Here is a 20,134-nt window from a genome sequence, read left to right as displayed (position 1 = left end):
ATTTTAAAAAATGATTATATCGTGGCTGTTTTTAGCATTGGTGTTTGTTGGAATAATTTGTGTAGCTTCATTACATTTCTTAGCTACGCCACTTTTTAATAATATACTTGTGCATTGTATCACTCTGGGAGCTTTGATTGGGACAGTAAACTTTATTGCGGTCGATTTGTTTTACAGAAGGATTGAAAAATTAAAAGATATCAATCGGCAATTAAGATCAAAGCTTATGACTGATTCTTTGACGGGCCTCTTCAATCGCAGGGCGTTCGATATCGATATGAAAAATGTAGAACACAATGGTGTATTGTCACTAATATTCATTGACATTGATAATTTTAGGAATTTTAACAATCAGTTTGGACATGATGTTGGAGATGCGATTCTCATAAAAGTAGGTCAGACTATTCAATCTTGTGTCCGTGCGACTGATCGAGTTTATAGATACGGTGGAGAGGAAATAGTTTTGCTGCTAATAGACTGTGATAAAAAGGACGCCATAACGTTGGCCGAAAAGATCAGAACTGAAATTAGTCGATTGGCTAACACTCCATATCCCCAAATTACAGTATCCCTTGGGGTTTCGAGTTATCCCGACGATGCGAGTAATATTCACGATGTTGTAGTGGCCTCCGATAAAGCACTCTTAATGGCTAAACAAAGCGGTAAGAATTGTGCTATCGCTTATTAATATTTTTTGAAAATAAGATTTTTCTGATGATCCAGTAGGCTCTTTAATAATTCTATTATTTCCTAATTGAAAAAGGGCTCCAGATCAAATATCTAAGCCCGAATTCATGAGAAATTCATATTAAAGAGGTACACTAAAGATATAACAATACAGCATAAAACAAATTGATGCTGTTAAACAATATTTAGGGAGGAATGAATTAAAGAAAAATGAAAGTGGTATTGCTGTTCCCGAAGTAATATGAGGAATGGTAGCAAAACAAAGACATTGCCAATGATTGATTTCGTGAACATATTTTTAGTTGATTCTAAACTACTTATACTTAGACAAAATTTAAAGAAAAAGCTAATTTGAATGTAGGAGAATGAGGGTTATGAATAAGAAAATAAGATCAGTTCTAATTGTAGGTTTAATCTCGACTGCTACATTAGTCCTTGCCGGTTGTAGCAGTCAAAGCAATGGTATGATGAATACCAGCAATATGACCCAATATATGACCAGCAATCCCTCGGCTATGGTTGATATTTTAAGCTCACCTGATACGCGTCAGTCTATGGTGAAAATCATGGGGTCATCTCAAATGTTACCTGTGATGACAGATGTGATGAAGGACAGCAATGTCCAAAAGAATATGATTGGTTTCATGGGGAGCAGCCAAAACCAGGATGCAATGGTAAGTATTATGTCTAATCCGTCTATGTATAAGCCTATGGTACAGATCATGGCTGATCCTCGGATGAAAACGACCTTTGAAACCATGCTAAAAGATCCAGCCCTACAACCTCTTGTTAAGGAAGCACTTGGTTCAAAATAAGTTTTTGGGGATATGATAAGATCAATTGTTATTAATTTTATTATTCTAACTGCAGGCTAAAGTCTAACGTCAGGCTAAAGCAATACTTGAAAATAAAAGTGGCCGAGGATCTATTCCTCTGCCACTTTTATCTCTTTAGGAAGTTGGACAATAAATTCAGTATCTTGACCGACTTTACTTTGCACAGTGATGGTGCCTTTATGGAGGTTTGTAATCTGCTGGACTAGGGCTAGACCAATTCCTGTTCCTCCGGTTTCCCGGGTACGGGATTTATCGGCGCGGTAGAATCGCTCGAAGATATAAGGCAGATCTTTTTCCGGAATGCCGGGGCCTGTGTTTTTAATAGCGATTACCGCAGAATCCGGTGTTGATGTAAGCCTAACGATCACTTTACCGCTATCATTTGAGTACCGATAGGCGTTGTGAATGAGATTGTAAAAGAGCCTGGTTAAAAGCCGCCCGTCTCCCGATATAGTCGCAGGCTCCGGCGAAGCGTTCCAATTCAGGGCTAATTGCTTTTCTTGGATCAGCGGATAAAGGCTATTAATCACTTTTTCTAGCAAATGATTCAAGTCTACTGGTTCGAAGATGGGTGTTAAAGTACCCATTTCCGCCACATTTAAGTCTTTTAGGTCACTGGATAAGTCAACTAAACGGTCAATTTCCTCATGAATGGAGGTGAGGTTCTCCGGGCTGGCCGGCAGAACGTTATCCTGAAAGGCTTCAATAAAACTCTTGATGGAAGTTAAAGGAGTACGGAGCTCATGGGCGATGTCGGCTGTGAATTGTTTGCGCAGGGTTTCTTGCCGCTCCAAGCTGTCGGCCATGATATTAAAGGCATTCGCTAATTGTCCAACTTCATCACGTGATCGTGTCGAAACTCGTTCTTTGAGATGTCCTTGTCCTATTCGTTCCGCAGCTCGGGTTAAGCTCTGAAGAGGAGCAACAAGGCGGCGGCTTGTGAAGTAACTGAGGATCATCCCCAATAATAGGGCCAAGCCTCCGGCAAATAAAAGCGAACGAAATACTGAGGATTGGAAGAGGACATCTTGAGGATTTAGAATTTGAGCTGTGGACGGGTAGCGAACTAGAGCTGTTGCTATAACTCCATTTGCTCCGGAAATTGGGAGAGTTTTCGTTTTCCAACTCATAATGCCCGATGAGCCCATCATACCCATCATTCCCGCATTACCTTGTCCCTGCATCATTGATCCCATAGAATCATTTAAGGTGGCAATGAGTCGGCCATTGGGATCGCTCAATGTTACCGTCGTGCCAGCCGGAAGGGTATTGCTGATTTCTTCTAAAGAGGCAGAATCCCAAGAACCCTTACTCAGATAGAGGGCGCTTAGGCGTGAAGGCAGCTGCTCTATAGTATTCTCATTCGTCGTAGTCAGATAGTTACTAAATTGTTGCTGAAAGACAAATTCAACGGCTAGCATGCTAAGGGTAACGGTAATCAGCGCGATGATGATTGTGGACAAAAATAGTTTTTTGCGCATCTTACAGCTCCGGATTGGGATTGAACTTATAGCCCACTCCGTAAACAGTGAGAATAATACGCGGGTCACTTGGGGAAAGCTCGATTTTTTGCCGGATTTTTTTAATATGAGCATCAATCACGCGATCATCTCCTTCAAAGTCATGTCCTTGAACAATTTCAACCAGCTGTCCACGGGAGTATACCCGTCCAGGATGCTTAGCCAAGGCCCCCAGAATCTTAAACTCGGTTGGAGTGAGTGGAACTACTTGATCATGAAGGCGAACCTCATGTTGAATATTGTCTATAGTCAGACCGTTGTTATAGGAAATCATGTCTGCAAGTGGAGTGGTTTCGTTATTCACCCGACGTAAAACAGCACGAACCCGAGCGACTACTTCGCGTGGGCTGAAGGGTTTGGTAATGTAATCATCTGCACCGATGCCCAAGCCTTGAATACGGTCTTCTTCTTCGACTTTTGCCGTGAGCATTATGATAGGGACGGAGGATATTTTACGGATTTCACGACAAATCTCTATACCGGACATACCGGGAAGCATCAAATCGAGGATAATTAGATCGTAAGTGTTCTCCTTAAATAGCGTCAGAGCAATTAGCCCGTTAAGGGCGGTAGTTACTTGGAAGCCTTCTTGTTGTAGGTAGGCTTTAAGAACTGTGATGATTTTCTTTTCATCATCAACGAGTAAGATTCTCATCAAGAAACAAACTCCTTTTCTGTTTATTGGGAATATGGTACATGGTACATCATTGTAACAAAGAAACCAACAGTGAATGTATCGTACTTGAGTAATTACTTATTACCGTTTCCATTAGAACCATAACCGCCCATCATGCCATATCCTCCGCCGTATCCACTAGAACCGTAACCGCCCATCATACCATAACCTCCACCGTTTCCGTTAGCGCCGTAGCCACCCATCATTCCGTAGCCTCCACCGTTTACGTTAGCACCGTAGCCGCCCATCATACCGTTGCCTCCACCATTTCCATTAGTACCGTAACCACCCATTCCATAACCTCCGGCGAATCCATTAGAACCTGGCGTAATTACGTTATTTGGCCTACTGTCACTTGAAGATGGTGATGTGCTTGTGGCTTGTCTTGTTGTTGGCGAACTATTATTAATCGCGCTGCTTCCGTCGGTATCAGTGCCAGTGCCTGTTCCTAGATTGGCGGTTTTATTAACGGAATTTGATAAAACGGTATTTTGTCCGACAGGTTTGGTGGCATATGACCCAGAGTTCATAGCGAACACAGTACCTGAAAGGGCAATTATACTAGCTATTGAGAGTCCTACAATCCATTTTGTCTTATTCATCATTTTTCCTCCTCTAATTATAACCTTGCTTCATGTCTCAAGTATAGAAAATCAATTCGATTTTGCTGTGAATGAGTTATGAATTTCTGATGAATTTCAAGAGTCTTTCACTATTTGTGTGTAAAAGACTCTTGTATGAATTTAAGGCATCATATTATGACTCTCGGAGCCTGAGCTAGCAGGCATATTATCTTGCTTGGGTATGGGGAACGAGGGTGTAATGTTCTTTGGAGAACTGCTGGGCATTGGGTAACCGGTAGGTGGCGAGGTGTTAGTCATATTGGGTGAACTCGGATTATGACTTGTACTTGGACTAGAACTTTGACTTTGACCCGAACTCGGAGTCGGACTTGGATTCAAACTCGCTTTTTGGGTACCATTAGAAGGCATATTTTGGCCAGTCATCGGAGTTTCCATCGCGTTGGGTGTCTCTTGAGGTGTCTCGCTTTGAGGATTTATTGTTACACATTCTTTAGGGAAAAGTGAGTTTAAGGTAGTATTTGCCTCTGTCAACATATGAAGAGTGTTGTTATTACCTGAACCTTTTGGATTGACAACGAACCCTTTAGCCATTAAACCCTTATACACTAGATAATTGTTCACACTCATTCCTAGGTTTTGAGCGGTTTTTTGTGTGGTTTCATCTGTCGTGCTTACCATCAAGTCGGAAGAAATATTTTTCTCAATCATGAGGCGTCTAATAGAGTCACGGAGTTTGGCTTGATCAACGATATCTGCCTGACGGTTGTTAAGGGGGATAATGCTTGCCATGACCGGTTTTTTGCCTTGTTTAAAGCCTCCCTGAGTATTGGCCTGATCTACCATTAGGGCAACAGATGTATAAATGTCTTTTCCTTGAAGCTCAAGCTCAGATGGTGAAATTTGAGTTCCTTGATTTAAATCAATCACCTTAAGAACTTTGGCATCAGAGTTAACCAAAAGTTCCTTACTATTATTTATATCCATTACAACAGCTGCTACGGCGGTATTGACGCCGGAGACAATGTTAAATACACTTACACCCAAAACGAGAAGCAGCATAGCTGCAATCGAAGCTATTTTTAGGAAGCTTGGACTAATAGCTTTCCGTATAGGCAGATCCACTTCCATAACTTGTCCGAGAAGGGGAGCAGCAAGCGGTGTTTTGATATTCAGATAGTCCCCGTATTCAGTGTAAAGAATAGTGTTTTTTTTGGAGGTCTTCATGACAATGCCTCTAGTTTTGGCCATTACGCTAACCCCTTTCGCGTAGTTATCGAGTCTATTTGTGTAAAGTTTTTTAAAGATCTGAATTCAGGATCGGATAGGATTAGAACTGTGGCAATCAGATATTTGCGCCCTCTTTCCAGGACTTTGCGTTTTACTCCGGTAAGAAGCTCTAACTCTTTGAGAGGCAAGCACTTATTCTTGGTTAGGTATTGCAGCAAATCGGGTTGAGAACATAGTTTTTGGGCCACTTTATATAGTGTTGCTTTACTGTCACGGTGTTTAGGGGAGACTTCCACTAAATTTTCTAAGGTTATTCCATATTCGGCTAAAACGATTATATAGCTCTTAACCGTCTCGGCAAAATCATTATGCTGTTCTTTCTCTTTATATATATCCAAAGACGCTTCGGAAGCATAATGGTGATCGATGTCGTTGTCAGACTCTGAAGGGGTAAGCGAGAGTAATTGATGTTTTGACTCTTTGCGAAAGTAATCGATTAATCGTCGTGTTATGATAGTTTTAGCAAACCCGTAGAACGAGGCACCCTGGACAGGGTCATAGTCATCAATTGCTTCATTAAAAGCTACTAAGGCGATGCTTAGTTCTTCATCATGTCCCCAAGTTAGATACCGCTTACATAAATTTGAGCTGATTTTCAAGATCAATGGTTTGTGATTTTCAATAAATTCTTCTCTAGCAAGTTTGTTTCCCTTTTTAGCTGCTTGTAAAGTCTGCTGAATTGTTTGTTCTTGCACTTCAACCCCTCCACCTAGTAGAAAGTTTCGTAAAGATATCTTGGATTTTAGGGGGTACCTTAAAAAAATTTAGTTTAAAAAAGATGTAAACCTACCCCCCGAGAATCGGAAGGGACTGCGAATACTATGGTGACAACAGGAGGTGAGAGACAAACGGAAAATTAAACTGGATTTCAAGGGCGTTGAATTTTAATATTATCTAAATCTTGTTAAGAAAGGATTGAATTGTAGCATGCAAAAGAAAGCATTAGTGGCGACTTTATCAATGGCTTTAGTATTAGGGGTGGCGGGGATCGTGAATGCTGCTACCACGGGGAGCAATTCCCACAACACATTGTCGCAACCTTCCAGCGCAACTTCATATATGACTCCTAGCAATGTCACAAGTCCAGGAGATTTGCAGGGAACAACTCCGAAGACTAACCAGACAAACCCTAGTAATCCAACGAGTGCTAACGAACCCAATAATCAGCTACAAAACATGCCGGGGTATACTCAAATGCAGACGATGCCTATGAGTACTCCAATCGCTACCAACGAACCCAATAATCAAATACAAAACATGCCCGGTTATACTCAAATGCAGACAAAGTCTGTGAGTACTCCCATGAATGGACCAATGAATAATTCACAAAGCCAGCAAGTAATGAGTGGAACATACAGGTCTAATAAGGTGAATGCTTCTAGCACAACTCAACAATCGGGTCAATATTCAAGAGTCAGAACCATGATGGGTTCCACTGGAAGAATGGGAAGGTAAATAAGATTACAGAAGCACAAAAGGGAACTGAAGTATTGCACTTAGTTCCCTTTTGTGTTTTTCGAAAAATGATAGATTAAACCTTTGGTTCTTAATCTTGTTAACTTACAAGTAGTCTTTATCGATTCTGAGCTTGTTTAATCAGGGACTTAAGTTGAGCAGAGTTGGGTCCATTGGGATCTTGGTTCAGGGCAGTTTGCCACATTCGGATGGCTGAAGCATTGTCTTTTTTATACTCATACAGAAATACGCCATAATTATTCAAAGCGGGAGTGAAATTTGGATTTATGCTTAAGGCCTTTTGGTAACTTTGTTCAGCTAGATCAAATTGTTGACTATAATAGGCAGCTGTCGCCATATCGGTTATGACATTGAGGTCTTGTTTATTCTTGAGAACAACTTGATAATTTTTTACTGCCTGACTATAATCCTCTTTTGCTTCGTTCGGAGCATTATTTCGGGCAGCGGTTCCTAAATCATAATAAGCATCTCCCAAATCTTGCTGCAAACCGATATCATTAGGGCTTGATTTCAGTTGTTGGGTTAGAGTATCTACACGGTTCCTGGCATTAGTGTAGTCACTGTTGCTAGAAGTCGACGAAAGGGGTGTTGAACTACTATTATTGGAAAAGAATCCATAGGCCCCAGCCCCAATTAAACATGCGGCGAGCAAGACTACTATAATAACGGTTTTTAATTTTTGGGTTTTCTTTGTGTCATTCATGGCACGCCCTCCCGAAAAAAATCTTTTAGGAGATATACATATAATCTCCTAAAACTGCAATTTTATTTAAATTAATTAACGTGTTGATCTGTAACTGATTCGCGCACTCGATTTCGCGAGTGCGCAAAGCTGTTAAAAATAAATTATCTAATAACCTCTGGCCGCTAACCTCTGACATCCGAATTTTACATCCGCATTACCATACGGACAGTAAAGCTGAGGGAGTTTAAAATACCGAAGAGCAAAATGACACCCATATGCGGTAATGAAACTGATAAGGTTTTACTTACACCATAGTTCTTTTGGCGTTTCAATAAGTTGTATACATGGAGCTAAGAGTTCCGGCAATTACTAAGATATACTGCATAATTTGAGTCGTCAGGTCGGCAACGAATGATGTTGATCCTTTAATATGCACCCCGAAAGGCCCCATAAAAGTATTGTAGGTAGCTTTTCCTTCCACCAGAAGATGCTTAGATTATCTAGGAATTTTCCTAAAGTCATAATATCTTCCATAGTAAGAGTAAGAGTAAGAGAACCGCGAATCTATAAATAAACCCTCAAGCAAATAACCAATTCCGCCAAAGTCTAGATTTTGTACTTTTAACCAATAATAATTTTCCCGTACATACCTTTTGCAGCATGACCTGGGTATTGGCATAAATAGTAAAACTCACCGTTATTACTCGCCGTAAACGAAACCTGGGCCGACGGATATTGATTAGTAGCGGCTTCCGGAATCGGAGGGATAAAGCTACCCGGGTAAACCCCTCCTTGCATCATCGACATATAAGCATAAGGAGGGGGTGCGGCTGTTAACTCGACTCCATGAGGCATACCGGTATCCTCATTGATTAGCTCCATCGTTACTTTTGCTCCTTGAGGGATTTTTAGGGTTGGATTTATTAATCCGCCAATAACGAATTTACCATCGGCTTCTTCTGGTCCGCCAAACATAACAATGTTCACAGCTGTGCCAGTATAGGTTATTGTATTCGCGCTTTTGTCGACTGTGGCGTTGGTTAAGGAGGTCTCCATATCCTTTGCCGCACTATTATCATCTTTAATGTTTTGACCGTAATTACTGCCATTGCCGTAGCCAAAACCGCCCATCATACCGTAACCCCCCATCATGCCATAGCCTCCGCTGTATCCATTAGCCCCGTAACCGCCCATCATGCCATAGCCTCCGCTGTATCCATTAGCCCCGTAACCGCCCATCATGCCATAGCCTCCGCTGTATCCATTAGCCCCGTAACCGCCCATCATGCCATAGCCTCCGCTGTATCCATTAGCCCCGTAACCGCCCATCATGCCATAGCCTCCGCTGTATCCATTAGCCCCGTAACCGCCCATCATGCCGTAACCTCCGCCGTATCCGTTAGCCCCGTAACCCCCCATCATGCCATACTCTCCATCGTAACCATAAGAACCCGGATTAGTAACGTCATTTGAATTGTTGTCAACTGTAGATTGTGATGTATTAGCAGCTGTTTCTGGATTGGGAGTTTTATAAACGGCGAGTGATATACCAGGAGTTTGTCCGACTGATTGGGTGGCAACTGACCCAGAGTTCATCGCGAATACCGTACCTGAAAGCGCAATCACGCTTGCTAATGAGAGTCCTACAATCCATTTTGTCTTCATTATGTTTCCTCCTTGAAATTCAATTTTGAATATGTTTAACTCCAAATCTGTCTTTATGTCTCAAAGTATAAAGAATCAATACGATTTTGCTGTGAATGAGTTGTGAATTTCTGATGAATTTCTTAAAGATATCTTGATAACAACCAAAACCTTCCGTTGACATCAGTTGGCAAGGAAGGTTTTTGGTTGTTATCAATGTGATTTTGTACTAAGGGCTTGCTTAACCAAGAGCTGAAAAGGGTTTAATATTTTTCTAAAAGTATTTCTTATATCTTAGTCAGGATAAATCTCTTCTGATTGGAAAAAATGAAATAAGCACTTGATAGATATCAGAGGATGTCCCTTTAACTCAAAATTAGCCCAATATTTCAAATAAAGCTTGATGAATTAAAAAAGGAAGGTGATTAGTAATGTTTAAAAATCGAAGGATTATAGCTGCAATTATTATTTTTGTTGGCATCCTTACTATACCTTTCCTTTATAATTGGGGGAAAAGCAATAAAGGGCCGGAAATAAATACTGGGACTATCCATCAACTTGCTACTAAGCAATGTATCGAACCAGCAGAGTGGATGAGGGCTAATCATATGAAATTACTCGATCAATGGAGGAATGAATACGTACGTGAGGGTAAGACAGTTTATGTAAATAGTCAGGGAAAATCATTTAAAATTGGTATTGATACGTGCTTGAACTGTCATTATAACCCGGCCTTAAGTCCCTCTGATCAATTTTGTGTTAAATGTCATGATTATGCATCAGTAAAGCCGACTTGTTGGAGTTGTCATCCTTGGCCAAATGGGTCAACGAAGTGAACTGACCCTGCAGATAATCACATCGATTATTCAGTAAAATCCGAGTCTAGAGACGTACCAAATAAAATGCCTCCTTCTCTGGTGCATTATTTGGTACGTTAATTAGGCGAGCGAGGTTGTCTTCATTTGAAGGCAGCCTATTTATTTTGACTTAAGTCCGAATATGCCTCGTCTGACCATGCTCGGATTATAGAAGTAATTTGTAAACCAAAATTACCCTTTTTGTAAAACTGCTATAAAAAAGCAGGGCACACTTACCCTGCTGGCTGAAAATATTATATATTTGGCAGTTATTACAATGCTTGCGCTATAAGTTAATTATTGTTTGGGTATTGAGATAGTCATAACTGCTACGGTCTTAGCGTTACTATCCTTAAGAGGAATATAGACATTCTGATACCCACTGCTTAAGGTGCTGGTGGTGGTACCACTTTTCAGAACGTCGCCAACAGCGGCAGGGGTGGCATACCCTCCTAGAACTCTTTGACCGGTGTTTTGTTGGATTACGCTGGAAGAGATTCTCTGATTGCCGACGAAAATGGACACACCCATTGTATTTGGGAACAACGCAGCGACATCATCAACCATCTTAAATTTTCCGTTTTCAGTATAAGCACCTTTACTCAATGTGTTTCCGGATAATTTCCAGTCACCGGGATACTTTTTGTTAAGTATATCATTGGTTTTAGTTTCCACGTTAGCCTGACTTACTTTGTCTCTTGGTTGAGCAGGAGTTTCAGCTGGATGATCTTGCGGATTTAAAGATGTGCCCGTCTGAGGTGTCGTTGGAATTACAGGTTTATTGGCACAACCGGCAAGAGAGAACATTAACAACATAATGGTTACGAAGATATAAAATTTCTTCAACACTTTCTCTTTCAACATATTCCCACCTTTGTTCGTAAAATTATACTGATACATTCGTTAATATTGCCAAAAAGATCTAACAATAGTTACATTTCAACATGAAACAAGTGACCAATTTGGATGATTATGAGGAGTATACTACACTATCTATTATTAAAATGCTGAAAATTGTTTATAGTATTTTTTGAACCTTACCAAATAGTATAAGTTTCGGGTGGTAAGCCGACACAATATTCCGAACCCAATCATCAGATAATCGCCGATCTTGGAAAGCAGTGCCCCATAGGGAACTAATTTCCGTACTGAGCTCAGCGTAAACGCCAAAACAAAGAAAGGAATTGAAAACCCGGCAATGTAGGCCAGAATCAAAGCCAACCTTACGGAGGGCTGGTTAGCACTCATGACCAAAACCGACGCCAGTATGGGCCTTATACACGGCGTCCACCCGGCAGCGAAACTAATACCAACTAAAACGGAACAGCCATAGCCCACTCTCGTTTGGCGGTATTCCCACTTCTTCTCCATCATCAGCCATTTGGGGTTTAGTAATCCGCTCAGGGACAGTCCCATGAGAATGACAATTCCGCCTCCAATAATTCGTAACAAAGTTCGATGGGTGATAAAGACTTGCCCGAGCACGGTCGCCGACAACCCAAGCGCTAAAAAGACCATCGAAAACCCAATCACGAAGAAAAGCGTGTGGGTCAACGCCTTTAACCGGTGAGCCAAGAGCTGTTTTTCGTTCCTAGAAAAAGTAATTCAGGAAATATAGGAAATATACGATGGATACAGTGGTAGACAACACGGGGAAACAAAAGAAAGCAACCCCGCAATAAAAGCCAGCCAAAGAGTCGGGTGGATACCTGTGTTGATTCCGGACGCATACCGAGCAGCAAACCAAACGTACACCATAACGATTGCAAACACGCCCACTGCACCTACGATGGTCCAGAGGCGTCGCCCTTGCATGAAAATCCTCCTCATTTGAGCACATAGTTAGATTTCAGCCTAGTATCGTTGTGAAAACATACTTCCGCAATAACTTAGCACTTACTTTAGGAAGCATAAGAATGAAGACCAGGCAAGAAATAATTTACTCCAAAGAAAGTAAATAACACGGCCAAAAATCCGAAGACAGCCATCCAAGCAGCTCTTTTTCCTTTCCAGCCATACATTAAGCGCGCGTGCAAATATCCCGCGTAAATAATCCAAGTAATTAGTGACCAAGTCTCTTTAGGGTCCCAAGACCAATAGGTACCCCAAGCGTAATTTGCCCAAATTGCTCCCGTGATGATACAAAGCGTCAGAAGTGGGAAAGCAAACCCGACTATTTTATAGGATAATTCATCAAGAACTTGCAAGGAAGGAATTCTTGATGAGTTATGGGAGGACTTTGCGAGCGTTTGACATTTTAGCAAGTACATTAACCCTAATCCAAAAGAGATTGCAAAAGCCCCATAGGCAAACATAGCAGTAACTACATGGAACGTTAACCACTGGCTCTTGAGAGCAGGAGGAATCGCTTGGACAAGACGTTCCTCTGGTCCCATTGACATTATGATAAACATTATCAACAAGAAAGGTACTGGCATCACAAATGATCCTAAATACTTAATCTTAAATCGTAATTCCGTGAACAAATAGACAGCGACTATCCCCCAACAAAACGTTAAGATAAATTCATACCCATTTGAAAGGGGTGGGCGTTGTGCGATAATCATTCTTACAACAATCGCCGCAGTGTTACCGATTAGCCCTATAAACGTAATAATAGTAGCAAAATACCCGAACATTTCGTCTTTGCTGCCTAAATAAACCCAATACAACACCATGCTAATAATATAAGCTGCTAACATAAGGTAAAACATGGATGTTTCCAATCCTTGCAAGCCCATAAACGACCTCCTTGTACTTTAGAGCGCAAATGATATGCGCAAAAAGCTGAACTACTTTGAATGATTGATATTTTCCTTAACCATACTTACTAAATTCTCGAACTCATCTTTAACTCTAGAAACGTATTTGCCGGAAGCAGCCCCAAAAAATAATTTACCCCGAGCCCCGTTCTGGGTTATTATTCCTGAAACCACCATCGGCTGCCAATGGAAAGCTAGTAGCAAACCGCCTACCAAAAGAAAACAACCAAGCCAAATTAGCCATACCCCTGGGTCTTTCTTAACTTGCAGTCCTGTAAAACCGGAGTTCCCCTCAAAAGTTACCTTATATGAACCCTGAATATCCGCTGTCTGCCCAGTGGTCAGTTGTCCGCTTTGGATCGGTTGTAGTCCAGTACCTTTATACACCTGATAATGAATGCCAGGATTACGACTGTCCTTACTCATGTCAGCAACAATCAAATACAGATCCGTACCAGGAGCCTGAAAGTAGTTTTGCCCCTGGTTCTGTAAGATGACTTTACTTTTCTGCCCCTTAATGTCAGCGGTGAGGCGTGCACCATTAGTAAAATTAGATTGATAGAATGTCACGCCTTGGTAACTAAAAGGATGATTAACCGAAAGTGTTTGTCTAGCTACTTCTTTACCTTTAACTATGATGCTTAAATCTGTGTACCAATTATCCCTGTCTCCGTTAGGCAAAGTGCGATCCTGTGCTGAGTTAATAAAAATATTAAAATCCTGGGTGATCCGACCTTTACTGACCTGAATTGATTGGATGGGAACCATAGTTCCCTCGCCGGCCATAAAATAGCCTATAAAACCAAAGGCGCTCCCTAATAATGCCCCAATTACTAAAACAACAAAAGCAAGATGGGTAATAAAAGAGCCCCAATAACCCCAACGATGTTTTACACCATGAAAGCCCCAACCCTCATCGCTTTCCTGGGTTTTTAATAGATAGCCCTTACCTTCAAGAACCTTTTCAACTGAATGGCGAAGGGAAGCTGTTTCTCCCATAATTTCTACTCCGATTTTTTGTGGAACATTGGTGGTCTTAAAAGGGATCTGTGGTTTAAACGTAAGATTCCAGATCCCACTAAATCTTTGAATACTACAAACGATCAAATTCAGGCAAAGCAATCCCAAAATTAACCGAAACCAAGGAGTACTAAAAAGATGGGTAAATCCTAGGGTTTGCCATATCCTACCTACAGCCTTGGCCTTTTCGGGATCTTGAGCTTCTTGTGGGATAAGGGTACCAATTCCTGAGATAATTGCAATTGACCCTAAAAGAGCCAGTCCAGTTTTCATAGAACTAAAAAATGTCCAGAGCTTGTCCGTCACATTTGGCGACTCTTCCGTCATTATTTGAACCTCCATGCCTTTTAAAGATGCATTGTATTCCTTAAACAAAAAATATCAATCAATTCAAATTTCTTTGATATATGAAGCCACCCCAAAAAGGGTGTCCTTTTGTTTCCCCGTTTTAAAGGTTTCCTAAGTAAGCCGCCCATATTTAAAATGAACGCACCCGATTTCGCGAGTGCGCTTAAATTTAACCTAAAATTGCTATTAGTCGTACCTAATCTGGCCTGGCCTCCGACTTCTGATTTCCGAATCTACATACGCATTGCCATTCTTACTGTAAAGGTAAGGAAGTTTAGGATACCGAAGAGCAAGATGACAAGTAAATACGGCATGGAGACGGATAAGGCTTTACTTACACCATAGTTCCGTTTGGCAATTCTATAAGCCGCGTACATGGAACCGAGAGTTCCGACGATGACTAAGAAGTATTGCATTATTTGAATTGTTGGGTCAGCAATGAATGAGGTTGACCCTTCAACATGCACCCCGAACAGCCCCATAAAAGTATAGTAAGTTGCTTTCCCTTCAGCCAGAAGATGGAACAAGTTATGGGCCATGTGGGAAGCAAGGTCAAGTGGAATGACTGCATAGCCAAAACGCGCAAAGGCATTACGTAGAGTCTCACCGGTTGAACGCTTAGAAACTGCGGTGGCTGCGAACAGTAATAATACCGGAGTAGTCATAGCAAAGATAAAGAGGATCGTAAAGGCGATATTTTCATTACCAATACCCAAGGTCAGCTCTACCCACTTGAGGAAGGACGGGTATAAGTCTAACATAGTAATGTTTTGGACAAACACAATTCCGACGATGACAATCGCTAAGAAAGACTCTTCAAAATGTGCCTTAGTCATCGACCAAAATTCACTGGTCGGTTTACGGGGGGTTAAGCGGATCGAATCATTTGGGCAGCTTTTAATGCAGCTACCACAGAGATTACAATTGGCGTTGTTTTCCATAGTCATCGGAAACTCAAACATCGGACAACCAGGGGCTTTAGCACTTCCCTTATAACAATCTTTCGTTTTGCAGGTTTTACAGGTTTCTTTGTCAGCCCGGAGTTCTAACATACCAGCCCGGGAATAGTTGCCGGACAAACTACCAAGAAAACATAGATAACGACACCAGGTGCGGCGTTCAAAGAGCAAAGCGGTTACCATTACGCCACCTAAGATAAGTAGTAAGAGGGTTCCAGATCCTCGGGGAGATTCTACAATCCCCCAAATGTGATCCGACCAGGTGATAAAGATGAAAGTAATATCGATGATCCAGAGACCGTTCTTGCGGATAAAGTTCGGAACCTTAAGGTTAGCCCCAAATAACTTTTGGGTGAGATCGCTCACCCAGGCAAAAGGGCAAATTCCACACCAAAACCGACCCAGCAGAAAGAAGAAAAAAGGGATTAATGGCCACCAAAGAACCCAAGTGGCGGCGGAACCAAAGTTTTCGCCGACGCTGGTTGGACCTGCTAAAGTTTCGAACATGATTAATCCAAAAACTAAAACAGTAATCCATTGGAAGATTCTTGGATATAAAGGACTTTTAAAAAAGCGTTTGAGTATAGGAATATTGAGTAAGTTTATGGGCTGTTTTTTAGAAGACATTACAATGAACCTCAACTTTCTTGCTTAGTTTTTCTTTTTCTTTAAGATTGCAGCGAGTATTCCAGCGATCACAACAACACCGGCGACACTACCAATAAGAACGAAATTCGGTCCGGATTTACCGACCGTTATTGGGAAATTAACAGTGCTTTCACCCAAAGGAGAAGTAATAGTAATAGCTTGGTTCCATTGCCCGGGTTGGTTAAACATCATCCCTTCCATCATGTAAGAACCAGAGGCCATAGCCATGCCACCCATGTTAGATTGTTCTTGCATAGGCGTGCCACCCTGCTTGTTCATTCCGGAAGACATGTCCATCCCAGCCATGTTACCGCCATTACCAGCATTACTACCCATCATTGTTGATGGCATCATCATTACTTTGGCACCAGTCACTGGTTGTCCGGTAGCCTTATTTGTAATGATCATAGTCATGGTTCCTGCTTGATTAGCCATAAGGTTTTCTGGGTTGGTTTGCATAGTTACATGGTAAGGGCCAGTGTCTTGTTCAAGTCCTGCAGATGCTGCTAGAGCATTTGTAGCAAACAAGAAAGTTAAGAGTATAAGGGATAGGGAAAGAAGGATTTTCTTCATTTGTTTTGTTGGGTAATTCATTTAACACACTCCTGTAAAAATTATTGACGAACAATCAGCTTGCAAAAGCAATGCCAAGTTGCGATTAGTTTGTGATTATGATGTAATAAAGAAAAAGTCGAGAAGTGATTAGTCAGGATACAAGTGCACTTCCGACGTTTATGAAAAAATTTATTGATGCTCTTCAAAAGTCTTGAAAGGGTACTTCGAAATTTTCTTAAGAGGTCGATAATTGACAATGGTGTGGGATAAAACACAGTGTAGTGTGTCTTATCCCACACCAGCTTCTAATACCAAAGTTCCTTAGACGTAGAAGTGAGACTGAAATTTTTTGGGATGTTACTCTCGCAAGCGTTGAGAATGCTCTTTCTGTGTTTGATCACGGCTAAAGACCGAACATCCTTAATATGTAACATTTCAAGGGAGTGGGGAAAGTGCGTCGGATTTTAGTGGCTGATGACGAAGCAAATATGCGCTGGGTTCTAGAACGGGCCTTGACAAAAGCTGGTTACGAAGTGGAAACAGTGGAGGATGGACAACTCGCCATAGATTGTGCATTGGCTGAACGTCCGGATCTTGTCCTTGTGGATTTGAAAATGCCGAAGATTGACGGCTTAAGCGTCCTGCACACGTTGAAAGAGTATTATCCAGATTTACTATTGGTAATGATGACTGCACACGGAAACACCTCCACAGCAGTTGAAGCCATGAAGGCTGGAGCTCAGGATTATTTGATGAAACCGTTTGATATAGATGAACTGTTGATTACGGTTGCCAAGGCCTTTGAAGTAGAAAGCTTGCGTGAGCAAGTGGATTATTTGAAAGGAGAAGCTCAAAATGGTGGTTGGCAGTTGGTGGGGAATAGTGTGAAGATGCAAACCGTTAAACATCTAGTTGAACGTGTTGCTCCAACGCCTGCAACTGTACTTATTCAAGGTGAGTCGGGCACGGGAAAAGAACTGGTGGCCAACGCCATTCATACCCTAAGCCCGCGTGTTGGTGGACCTTTTATTCGGGTGAATTGTGCAGCATTGACAGAGACCCTATTGGAAAGTGAACTGTTTGGACACGAGAAAGGAGCTTTTACGGGGGCCAATGCCCGCAAGACAGGTCGGTTTGAACTAGCCGACAGTGGGACGCTCTTCCTTGATGAGATCGGCGAGTTGTCATTCAACGTTCAAGCCAAATTGTTGCGGGTACTCCAGGAGCGGACGTTCGAGCGAGTGGGTGGAGAAAAAACCATTAAGGTGGACGTGAGGATTATTGCGGCGACGAATCGAGATTTACTCAAGGAGGCTCAAGAAGGACGCTTTCGAGAGGATTTATATTACAGGCTTAATGTGTTTCCAATCTTCGTGCCCCCCCTACGGGAACGTCGGGAGGATATTCCTGGCTTGTCCGAATATTTCTTGGAAAAACTTAGGACTTATGGGGGAAGCAAGACCCTTACCCCAGAAGTCTTATCTCAGCTCATGACCTATACTTGGCCGGGAAATGTACGCGAACTGGAAAATGTCGTGGAACGTATGGTCATAATTTCTCTAGGGGCAGTGATTGGGATGGATAGTTTACCCCTCTTGGACACTTCTTCAAAGTCGGCAAAGAACCCTGAATCTTTTGTATTACCGCCAGAAGGGGTTTCCCTCGAAGAGATTGAGAAATCCTTCCTTCAGCAAGCCATGGAACAAACGGGGGGAAACCAAAGTCAGGCGGCAAAACGCTTAGGGCTTTCTCGGCATGCCTTTTTTTACCGTCTGGAAAAATACGGAATAGATTCTCACTGGGGTATTTAGAAAGGAGGTTAGCTTATGTTGAATCACGAATTCCCCAATCAAAATCAAGCTCGAACGCTGTTTGACCTCATCGCGATCGGACTTATTGTGGCGATTTTGACGGCAATTCATTATACGAATTACCATTATGAAACCAATTACCACATTCTATTGCAATTCGCGTACTACCTTCCGGTGATCTATGCAGCCATGCGTTTTGGTCCAACTGGGGGAATCCTATCAGGCTTGCTAATTACTCTCCTCATCTTACCGTTTATGACGCATTTTCATGCCATGAATCCATCCGCCATTTATACGCAATGGGTAGAAATCTGCTTAATCAATGTCATCGGCTGGTTGACAGGATTTTTAACTGGACAGGAACGAAGGGCAAAACGCAAATATCATATCGCCTTAACTGTTCAAAAGGAACTAGTAGAGAAGTTAAAGCAAGAAGGTTCGGAACGCGAACGATTAGAGGGCGAAATCCGACAAACTGAGCGATTAACGGCGCTGGGGCATATGAGTGCCGGGCTAGCTCATGAAATACGCAATCCCTTGGGGATTATGAAAGTGAGTATTCAACTCCTAGCTCAGGAAAAAAGCGACGATGGAGTCGTTTCGGAATACTGCAGGGTGATGCTGGAAGAGTGTGAACGGCTAAATCGCTTGGTGAGCGAGTTTCTGACCTTTGCCCGTCCGAGGGAACCAGTACGAGAGCTGGTCACTTTAGGAAAACTCTTGGACGAAGGAGTTACCTTGATCCAACCCGCCCTGCGGCAACACAATATTGAGTTAATGCAAGCACGTAGCCAGGTTAACGATCAAGAGGTTGAAGTGGACCCAGATCAGATGAAGCAAGTGATCCTGAATATCTTGCTTAATGCCATTGATGCTCAGAGAGAAGGTGGTGTTATCCGACTAGAGGGAGTTCAACAGAAAGGTTTTGTAGGTTTCGTCGTCAGTGACGAGGGACCCGGTATTTTGCCAGACGCCATGCCCTATATTTATGACCCGTTTTTTACGACAAAGGAAAAAGGGACCGGATTGGGCTTATCCGTTGTGCATCGCATTCTTGATCAGCATGGGGGGAAGATATCCGCTGAGAATCGGAGAGAACGAGGGGTTCAGCTAGAGATATTGCTGCCTTTAAGTTCTGAACGAGGAATGCATGAGGCCATCACAATTAGCGGCTTACGTAGCCGTTAAAAAGTGGGGTATAAGTCGCATCTATGATGGTAAGTAACGAAGGCAGTAGAGGTCTGGGCTTGCGAAAAGGGGTTTGAGAAAGTTGAGGTTTATGAGTCAAAATTTACTTTGGAAAAAGTGGAGCAGCCGTTGCGGTATTTGAAATTTGCTCTCGAACATAAGAACAAACTGTTCACTCAGATTATGATCGTAACGACATATATGGATATGGCGCTCAAGACATTGTTTAGAATAACCGCTTAGTTACAAAGTAATATCCAAGCCATGTTTTAAAATAGAGTTTAAAAATAGCATATAAATAGTACTTACTTATTAAGTTAATTTGTTGTGTATATTGTGACTTATATACAATGCTGCTTTATAGAGGTAAAATATTATTATTTGAGAAAGGAGAAAAATATGTTTGCCATGTATGGTAATATAGTTAAAAAATAAGTCAGTAGGTTTTTAAGAAATAATGCAAAGCCTTTGAGGCCACTACGTGCCATTGATTTATTCAAAATTCTTTTCAGTATTGAATTGGACCTTAGCATAGCATGAGATGACATTGACAATTGTGATCGATCGATTTGTCTGGATATTGATGGATGC

General features: G+C 41.8%; 20 protein-coding genes. 6 read left to right on the top strand and 14 right to left on the bottom strand.

From position 1 onward, the window contains the following. Positions 1–226 precede the first annotated feature (226 nt). Together DESACI_RS18630 and DESACI_RS18625 are read left to right on the top strand one after the other, a co-directional pair. Positions 227–688, top strand: coding sequence for a GGDEF domain-containing protein (locus tag DESACI_RS18630; protein ID WP_242833085.1), 462 nt, complete (start codon positions 227–229; stop codon positions 686–688). 364 nt (positions 689–1,052) lie between these two features. Further along, positions 1,053–1,502, top strand: a complete 450-nt coding sequence (locus DESACI_RS18625) for a hypothetical protein (RefSeq protein WP_148271333.1) — start codon at positions 1,053–1,055, stop codon at positions 1,500–1,502. Positions 1,503–1,612: 110 nt separating this feature from the next. On the opposite strand, the gene DESACI_RS18620 is transcribed toward DESACI_RS18625, so the two are convergent. From DESACI_RS18620 to sigI, 5 genes are all read right to left on the bottom strand, one after another. Next, positions 1,613–3,004 carry a sensor histidine kinase gene (locus DESACI_RS18620; RefSeq protein ID WP_014828763.1) on the bottom strand — a complete coding sequence of 464 codons (1,392 nt, stop codon included), beginning with the start codon at positions 3,002–3,004 and terminating at the stop codon, positions 1,613–1,615. A gap of 1 nt (position 3,005) precedes the next feature. Then, positions 3,006–3,698: a response regulator transcription factor gene (locus DESACI_RS18615; RefSeq protein WP_014828762.1), complete on the bottom strand. Its 693-nt coding sequence runs from the start codon at positions 3,696–3,698 to the stop codon at positions 3,006–3,008. A gap of 95 nt (positions 3,699–3,793) precedes the next feature. Further along, on the bottom strand, positions 3,794–4,324 hold the full coding sequence (locus tag DESACI_RS18610; RefSeq protein ID WP_174270323.1) for a hypothetical protein: 531 nt from the start codon (positions 4,322–4,324) through the stop codon (positions 3,794–3,796). Between the two features lie 138 nt (positions 4,325–4,462). Next, entirely contained in the window at positions 4,463–5,551 is a 1,089-nt protein-coding gene (locus DESACI_RS18605) for an anti-sigma factor domain-containing protein (RefSeq protein ID WP_014828760.1), read from the bottom strand. Next, complete coding sequence (gene sigI, locus DESACI_RS18600; RefSeq protein ID WP_014828759.1) at positions 5,551–6,285, bottom strand: RNA polymerase sigma-I factor; 735 nt, start codon at positions 6,283–6,285, stop codon at positions 5,551–5,553. The genes DESACI_RS18605 and sigI overlap by 1 nt, the downstream gene beginning before the upstream one ends. Before the next feature lie 250 nt (positions 6,286–6,535). Here sigI and DESACI_RS18595 point away from each other — a divergent pair, with 250 nt between their 5' ends. Next, the gene (locus DESACI_RS18595; protein WP_242833084.1) at positions 6,536–7,045 is read left to right on the top strand and encodes a hypothetical protein; all 510 of its coding nucleotides are present in this window, start codon (positions 6,536–6,538) and stop codon (positions 7,043–7,045) included. Between the two features lie 118 nt (positions 7,046–7,163). Here DESACI_RS18595 and DESACI_RS18590 read toward each other — a convergent pair whose 3' ends face one another. Next, positions 7,164–7,769 (bottom strand): tetratricopeptide repeat protein, encoded by a 606-nt coding sequence (locus tag DESACI_RS18590; protein ID WP_014828757.1) that lies wholly within the window; start codon positions 7,767–7,769, stop codon positions 7,164–7,166. Positions 7,770–8,372: 603 nt separating this feature from the next. Further along, on the bottom strand, positions 8,373–9,416 hold the full coding sequence (locus DESACI_RS18585; RefSeq protein ID WP_014828756.1) for a cupredoxin domain-containing protein: 1,044 nt from the start codon (positions 9,414–9,416) through the stop codon (positions 8,373–8,375). Between the two features lie 410 nt (positions 9,417–9,826). Between DESACI_RS18585 and dsrJ the strand changes: the two genes are divergently transcribed. After that, the gene (gene dsrJ, locus DESACI_RS18580) at positions 9,827–10,231 is read left to right on the top strand and encodes a sulfate reduction electron transfer complex DsrMKJOP subunit DsrJ (protein ID WP_014828755.1); all 405 of its coding nucleotides are present in this window, start codon (positions 9,827–9,829) and stop codon (positions 10,229–10,231) included. A 318-nt stretch (positions 10,232–10,549) separates the two neighbouring features. On the opposite strand, the gene DESACI_RS18575 is transcribed toward dsrJ, so the two are convergent. The 7 genes from DESACI_RS18575 to DESACI_RS18550 form a co-directional block, all read right to left on the bottom strand. Further along, positions 10,550–11,116 (bottom strand): cache domain-containing protein, encoded by a 567-nt coding sequence (locus DESACI_RS18575; RefSeq protein WP_041276136.1) that lies wholly within the window; start codon positions 11,114–11,116, stop codon positions 10,550–10,552. Between the two features lie 135 nt (positions 11,117–11,251). Next, positions 11,252–11,770 (bottom strand): cytochrome c biogenesis CcdA family protein, encoded by a 519-nt coding sequence (locus tag DESACI_RS18570; protein WP_486598915.1) that lies wholly within the window; start codon positions 11,768–11,770, stop codon positions 11,252–11,254. An 87-nt stretch (positions 11,771–11,857) separates the two neighbouring features. Then, positions 11,858–12,067: a cytochrome c biogenesis protein CcdA gene (locus DESACI_RS25880; RefSeq protein WP_158310197.1), complete on the bottom strand. Its 210-nt coding sequence runs from the start codon at positions 12,065–12,067 to the stop codon at positions 11,858–11,860. Between the two features lie 86 nt (positions 12,068–12,153). Next, the gene (ccsB, locus tag DESACI_RS18565) at positions 12,154–12,993 is read right to left on the bottom strand and encodes a c-type cytochrome biogenesis protein CcsB (RefSeq protein ID WP_014828753.1); all 840 of its coding nucleotides are present in this window, start codon (positions 12,991–12,993) and stop codon (positions 12,154–12,156) included. A 51-nt stretch (positions 12,994–13,044) separates the two neighbouring features. Beyond that, complete coding sequence (locus DESACI_RS18560; protein ID WP_014828752.1) at positions 13,045–14,361, bottom strand: cytochrome c biogenesis ResB family protein; 1,317 nt, start codon at positions 14,359–14,361, stop codon at positions 13,045–13,047. A 254-nt stretch (positions 14,362–14,615) separates the two neighbouring features. Next, entirely contained in the window at positions 14,616–15,968 is a 1,353-nt protein-coding gene (locus tag DESACI_RS18555) for a 4Fe-4S binding protein (RefSeq protein WP_014828751.1), read from the bottom strand. 24 nt (positions 15,969–15,992) lie between these two features. Next, positions 15,993–16,583: a hypothetical protein gene (locus DESACI_RS18550; protein WP_014828750.1), complete on the bottom strand. Its 591-nt coding sequence runs from the start codon at positions 16,581–16,583 to the stop codon at positions 15,993–15,995. 413 nt (positions 16,584–16,996) lie between these two features. Here DESACI_RS18550 and DESACI_RS18545 point away from each other — a divergent pair, with 413 nt between their 5' ends. Continuing rightward, positions 16,997–18,355: a sigma-54-dependent transcriptional regulator gene (locus DESACI_RS18545; RefSeq protein WP_014828749.1), complete on the top strand. Its 1,359-nt coding sequence runs from the start codon at positions 16,997–16,999 to the stop codon at positions 18,353–18,355. 15 nt (positions 18,356–18,370) lie between these two features. Then, a complete protein-coding gene (locus DESACI_RS18540) occupies positions 18,371–19,543 on the top strand; it encodes an ATP-binding protein (protein WP_014828748.1) in 1,173 nt (390 codons plus the stop codon). The last annotated feature ends 591 nt before the right edge of the window (positions 19,544–20,134 follow it).

Source organism: Desulfosporosinus acidiphilus SJ4 (assembly GCF_000255115.2).
In the GTDB taxonomy this organism is placed as follows: Bacteria; Bacillota; Desulfitobacteriia; order Desulfitobacteriales; family Desulfitobacteriaceae; genus Desulfosporosinus; species Desulfosporosinus acidiphilus.
This window is presented reverse-complemented; position numbering and strand designations above follow the sequence as displayed.

What these genes read in the sequence shown, in the direction of transcription:
- DESACI_RS18605 (WP_014828760.1), bottom strand. Translation starts at nt 5,551, where the DNA reads ATGGCCAAAACTAGAGGCATTGTCATGAAGACCTCCAAAAAAAACACT.
- DESACI_RS18560 (WP_014828752.1), bottom strand. Translation starts at nt 14,361, where the DNA reads ATGACGGAAGAGTCGCCAAATGTGACGGACAAGCTCTGGACATTTTTT.
- DESACI_RS18540 (WP_014828748.1), top strand. Translation starts at nt 18,371, where the DNA reads ATGTTGAATCACGAATTCCCCAATCAAAATCAAGCTCGAACGCTGTTT.
- DESACI_RS18610 (WP_174270323.1), bottom strand. Translation starts at nt 4,324, where the DNA reads ATGATGAATAAGACAAAATGGATTGTAGGACTCTCAATAGCTAGTATA.
- DESACI_RS18590 (WP_014828757.1), bottom strand. Translation starts at nt 7,769, where the DNA reads ATGAATGACACAAAGAAAACCCAAAAATTAAAAACCGTTATTATAGTA.
- DESACI_RS18570 (WP_486598915.1), bottom strand. Translation starts at nt 11,770, where the DNA reads ATGGTCTTTTTAGCGCTTGGGTTGTCGGCGACCGTGCTCGGGCAAGTC.
- DESACI_RS18630 (WP_242833085.1), top strand. Translation starts at nt 227, where the DNA reads ATGACTGATTCTTTGACGGGCCTCTTCAATCGCAGGGCGTTCGATATC.
- DESACI_RS18620 (WP_014828763.1), bottom strand. Translation starts at nt 3,004, where the DNA reads ATGCGCAAAAAACTATTTTTGTCCACAATCATCATCGCGCTGATTACC.
- DESACI_RS18555 (WP_014828751.1), bottom strand. Translation starts at nt 15,968, where the DNA reads ATGTCTTCTAAAAAACAGCCCATAAACTTACTCAATATTCCTATACTC.
- DESACI_RS25880 (WP_158310197.1), bottom strand. Translation starts at nt 12,067, where the DNA reads ATGCAAGGGCGACGCCTCTGGACCATCGTAGGTGCAGTGGGCGTGTTT.
- DESACI_RS18585 (WP_014828756.1), bottom strand. Translation starts at nt 9,416, where the DNA reads ATGAAGACAAAATGGATTGTAGGACTCTCATTAGCAAGCGTGATTGCG.
- DESACI_RS18550 (WP_014828750.1), bottom strand. Translation starts at nt 16,583, where the DNA reads ATGAATTACCCAACAAAACAAATGAAGAAAATCCTTCTTTCCCTATCC.
- DESACI_RS18625 (WP_148271333.1), top strand. Translation starts at nt 1,053, where the DNA reads ATGAGGGTTATGAATAAGAAAATAAGATCAGTTCTAATTGTAGGTTTA.
- ccsB (WP_014828753.1), bottom strand. Translation starts at nt 12,993, where the DNA reads ATGGGCTTGCAAGGATTGGAAACATCCATGTTTTACCTTATGTTAGCA.
- DESACI_RS18615 (WP_014828762.1), bottom strand. Translation starts at nt 3,698, where the DNA reads ATGAGAATCTTACTCGTTGATGATGAAAAGAAAATCATCACAGTTCTT.
- DESACI_RS18575 (WP_041276136.1), bottom strand. Translation starts at nt 11,116, where the DNA reads ATGTTGAAAGAGAAAGTGTTGAAGAAATTTTATATCTTCGTAACCATT.
- dsrJ (WP_014828755.1), top strand. Translation starts at nt 9,827, where the DNA reads ATGTTTAAAAATCGAAGGATTATAGCTGCAATTATTATTTTTGTTGGC.